Raw genomic sequence first — 4,338 nt, 5'->3', positions numbered from 1 at the left:
TGGATGCCGTGGCCCCGGGAGCCGTCGTGCTGGGGCACTCCTTCGGGTCGATCGTCGTCGCCGCGGCGGTCGCCGCAAGACTGCAGACCCCGCGCGTGATCCTCGTCAACCGATCGTGCCCCGGCACTGGAGGGGCCGCGCGGCGTCCTCACGCGACTGGCGGTGCTCTACTACCGCCTCGGCGCGAAGCTGCCGAAGCGGATCGGTGACGCGCTCCTGCGAAACCGCATGATCGTCCGCGTGATGAGCGTCTCGATGGCCAAGACCCGTGACCCGCTGCTGCGCCGCTTCATCCACGACCAGCACGACACCTACTTCTCCCTCTTCCACGATCGTGACGTGCTGTACGAGGGTTTCGTCACCTCCGTCTCGAACGACGTCCGCCGCTTCGCACCGGCGATCGCGCAGCCGACGCTGCTGATCGCCGCGGAAAAGGACGACATCACGCCGATCGAGGCCGAGCGGCGGCTGCAAGGGATGTTCCCCGACGCCGAGCTGGTCGAGATCCCCGCGGTCGGCCACCTCATCCACTACGAGACTCCGCAGGTGGCCGCAGAGGCGGTCAGGCTGTTTCTCGCGCCTTCCGGCGACGGTACGCGTTGACGTTCATGCGGTTGCCGCAGTTTCCGGTGTCGCAGTAGCGCTTCGAACCGTTCTTCGAGAAGTCGACATAGACCGACTCGCAGTCGTCCGCCGCGCAGACGCGGACGCGATCCCACGCATCGGAGCGGATGACGTCGACGAACGCCATCGCCGATTCCACGAGCATCCGCATCGCCAGGGGGGCGTCGGGCGCCGTGGCATGGATGTGCCAATCGAACTGATCGTGGATGACGAGTTGGGGCAGTGCGCGACCATCGCGCAGCATCGCGTTGACGAGCGGCACGGCGCGGTCGCGATCGACGTCCCACAGCGCCCGAAGGCGCGAGCGGTTCGCGCGGACGGCGGTGAGCTCGGCGGCATCTCGGCGGAAGGCTCCGGTGTAGGAGAACTCGGCAAGGTAGGCTGCCAGATCCGCCTGCGTCTGGAGGCGGTCGACGCCGGATGTGTCGGTGTCCGGCAGGGTGTTGACCAGGGCTGCGGCGGCACGCAGAGACATTTCGGTGTCATGGATGAAGACCACGTTGACTCCTGACCTCGCCGGGCGTTAGTGTCACCAGTGTATTCGCTGTTCAGTCATGACAGCCCGCACTCGAACCCGAGGACCGCCGGTGTCTCGCACCGCTTCATCCGCCCGCACGACGGGGATCGTCATGGCCGTCGTCTCGGCCCTCGCCTTCTCTTCGAGCGGACCGCTGGTCAAGCCGCTGCTCGAGGCCGGGTGGTCGCTCTCGGCAGCGCTGGTCGTGCGCATGGGACTCGCCGCGCTGATCCTGTCGCCCGCTCTCGTGCGTGCGGCGCGGCGTGAGCGCGGATTCCTCCGCCGGCACGCGCTCTCGCTCGTCGCGTTCGGGCTCATCCCGGTGCTGGGGTGTCAGCTGCTGTTCTTCTCCGCGATGCAGCGCATGCCCGTCGCCGTCGCGCTTCTCATCCAGTACCTCGCGCCGGTGATGCTCGTCGGTTTCGTCTGGATCCGTACGCGACGCGCCCCGTCGCGACTCGTGATCATCGGATCCGTCGTCGCGATCGTGGGACTCGTGCTCGTCGTCGACGTCACCGGCGCCCGATTCGACCTGCTGGGCACGCTGCTGGCGCTGGGCGCGGCACTCTGCGTCTGTGTCTATTTCGTGATGAGCGAGCGCACCGGCGATGACCTGCCTCCGCTCGCGCTGGCCGCCGGCGGGCTGATGGTCGGGGCCGGTCTCATGCTCCTTCTGGCGGTCGTCGGTGCGATGCCCCTGTCCGCGCCGGCCGTCACGCTCACGTTCCGAGGGATCGATGTTCCCGGCATCCTCGCCCTCGGGTGGGTCGGAGCCGTCGGGACGACCCTCGGCTATGCCTTCGGGGTCATGGCCGTGCCTCGCGTAGGCGCTCGATTGGCGTCGTTCATCGGCCTCAGCGAAGTGCTCTTCGCGCTCGGCTTCGCCTGGCTCCTCCTCGGCGAGGCCCCATCGCCGGTCCAGATCATCGGCGGTGCGGTGCTGTTGGCGGGGGTCGTGCTCGTGCGAATGGATGCCGGCGCCGCACCTCTCGCCCCGCTTGCGGCGGATGCCGTGCTGCCGCCGACGCCCGAGTTCTCGCCCGGCGAGGTCAGCGGATCGCGTCCTCCCGTGCCGACTCCAGGAGTGGGCGGATCCGATATCCGATCACTTCGCCCATGACCAACGACGTTTCGGTGCGTTCGACGCCGTCGATCGCCAGGATTCGGGCGTCGACGTCGAACAGGTGCTGGGTGTCGCGCGCAGCGACGCGCACCAGCAGGTCGACCTGCCCGCTCATGCCGTATGCCTGCACCACCTCGGGGAGCGTCGCGATCGCCTGCGTGATGCGAGGTAGCTCCGCCTGGCGCACGGTGACGCTCACCATCGCTTCGATCGGCAGGCCCAGTGCGAGCGGGGGGATGGCCGCTCCAACGACTGAAGAAGCCGCCGGGCTCCAGGGGGGCCAGCCGCGCCTGGAACGTGTTGCCGGACAACCCGAGCCGTTCGGCGAGCGCCACGACCGTGCCGCGTGATTGTCGGCGAGCGCGTTCAACAAGTCGAGGTCGACGCGTTCAAGAGGTCCCATACTGCCCAACTGTACCAGCAGCAGCCGGTGCCGCATGGGCAACATGCTCAGCGCGAGCAGAGATGCTTGAGCTAGGTGCCAGTTCGACGTAATCTTCCACGCAACCGGCGACGAGGCCGGCCCGGGCGGCCGCCGCGGTCCACAAGACAGCGGCTGAGCCAGAGAGGGATGACGACGATGTACACCCTGACGACAGACGAAGCGATGACCGCGCTCGACGACACGGCGCGACTGCTGACCCCCGACGGGTGCCGCATCGCGGACGCGCGGCTGGACCCCTGGGTCGAGGACCTGGACGGCGCCGCGCTGCGCGGTCTGTACCGCGATATGGCGATCGCGCGCCGGATGGATGCCGAGGGTGTGGCGCTCCAGCGCCAGGGTCACCTCGGACTGTGGGCGCCTGCTCAGGGACAGGAGGCGATCGCCGTCGGGACGGCGCGCGCCTGCCGCGCCGACGACTTCCTCTTTCCGAGCTACCGCGAGCTGAGCATCGCGATCCTTCGCGGCGGAGTGCCCGCCGACCTCGTTCTCGCCTGGCGCGGCGAGGTGCACTCCACATACGACCCCTTCGAGCTCCGCCTGGCATCGCCGCAGATCATCATCGGCGCCCAGACCCTCCATGCCGTCGGATACGCGATGGGTATCCAGCGCGATCGTGGCGATCAGGTGGCGGTGACCTACTTCGGCGACGGAGCGTCAAGCCAGGGCGATGTCAACGAGGCGATGGTGTTCGCGTCGTCGTTCACGGCCCCCGTCGTCTTCGTCTGCTCGAACAACCAGTGGGCGATCTCCGAGCCGGTCGCGGTGCAGTCGCGCTTCCCGATCGCGGGTCGCGCCCCCGGCTTCGGCATCCCCAGCATGCGGGTGGATGGCAACGATGTGCTGGCGTGCACCGCGGCGATGCGCTGGGCGCTGGAGCACGCCCGTCGCGGTGGAGGTCCCGTGTTCCTCGAGGCCGTGACGTATCGCATGGGTCCCCACACCACCTCGGACGACCCCACGCGCTACCGGGATCGCGAAGAACTCGAGGCGTGGCGGGCGCGCGACCCGCTGACGCGCGTGGAGGCGTTCCTGCGCGCCGCCGGTGACCTCGACGATGAGACGATCGCCGCGATCGGGAGGGAGGCCGACGGGCTCGCCGCGCAGATGCGTGAGGCGGTGCTCACGGCGCGCACCCGGCCGGCGATCGAGGTTTTCGATGACGTGTACTGCGAACCGCACACCGGCCTCGAGCATCAGCGCGCGCGTTTTGCGGCGTATCTGGACTCGTTCGCCGCCGAGGCGGGGAGTGCGCGATGACGGCGCTGACGATGGGCGCGGCGCTGACGGCGGGCCTGCACCGGGCCATGGCAGCCGATGAGCGTGTGATCGTGATGGGCGAGGACATCGGCCGCCTCGGCGGCGTGTTCCGCATCACCGACGGCCTCCTCGATGAGTTCGGCCCCACGCGCGTCATCGACACCCCGCTCGCAGAGTCCGGCATCGTCGGCACGGCGGTCGGACTCGCGATGCGCNGGTTTCGCCCCGTCGTGGAGATCCAGTTCGACGGGTTCGTGTACCCGGCCTTCGACCAGATCGTCTGTCAGGTGGCAAGCTGCACTACCGCACGCGCGGGCGCGTTCGCATGCCGCTGACAATCCGCATCCCCTGGGCGGGAGGCGTCGGCGCCGT

The 4,338-nt window shown here is 69.0% G+C and carries 3 protein-coding genes and 3 pseudogenes; 4 read left to right on the top strand and 2 right to left on the bottom strand.

The features are described from left to right. Nucleotides 1-603: pseudogene (locus tag I5I_RS03470) on the top strand (alpha/beta fold hydrolase); the annotation flags it as partial. Here the strand turns inward: I5I_RS03470 and I5I_RS03465 are convergent. Continuing rightward, entirely contained in the window at nt 563-1,123 is a 561-nt protein-coding gene (locus I5I_RS03465) for a CGNR zinc finger domain-containing protein (protein ID WP_036316512.1), read from the bottom strand. The pseudogene I5I_RS03470 and the gene I5I_RS03465 sit on opposite strands and share 41 nt — an antisense overlap. 130 nt (nt 1,124-1,253) lie before the next feature. On the opposite strand from I5I_RS03465, the gene I5I_RS03460 reads away from it, so the two are divergent. Next, a complete protein-coding gene (locus I5I_RS03460; protein WP_016465306.1) occupies nt 1,254-2,261 on the top strand; it encodes a DMT family transporter in 1,008 nt (335 codons plus the stop codon). Here I5I_RS03460 and I5I_RS03455 read toward each other — a convergent pair. Next, nucleotides 2,191-2,667: pseudogene (locus I5I_RS03455) on the bottom strand (Lrp/AsnC family transcriptional regulator). The gene I5I_RS03460 and the pseudogene I5I_RS03455 overlap by 71 nt on opposite strands. Before the next feature lie 177 nt (nt 2,668-2,844). On the opposite strand from I5I_RS03455, the gene I5I_RS03450 reads away from it, so the two are divergent. Both I5I_RS03450 and I5I_RS03445 read left to right on the top strand, forming a co-directional pair. Beyond that, nucleotides 2,845-3,966 (top strand): thiamine pyrophosphate-dependent dehydrogenase E1 component subunit alpha, encoded by a 1,122-nt coding sequence (locus tag I5I_RS03450; RefSeq protein WP_083867917.1) that lies wholly within the window; start codon nt 2,845-2,847, stop codon nt 3,964-3,966. Further along, nucleotides 3,963-4,338: pseudogene (locus I5I_RS03445) on the top strand (alpha-ketoacid dehydrogenase subunit beta); the annotation flags it as partial. The gene I5I_RS03450 and the pseudogene I5I_RS03445, both read left to right, overlap by 4 nt.

The organism is Microbacterium sp. B24 (genome assembly GCF_000333415.1).
Classification (GTDB): domain Bacteria; phylum Actinomycetota; class Actinomycetes; order Actinomycetales; family Microbacteriaceae; genus Microbacterium.
Note: the sequence above shows the minus strand (reverse complement) of the source record. Positions and strands in the feature narration are given on the sequence as shown.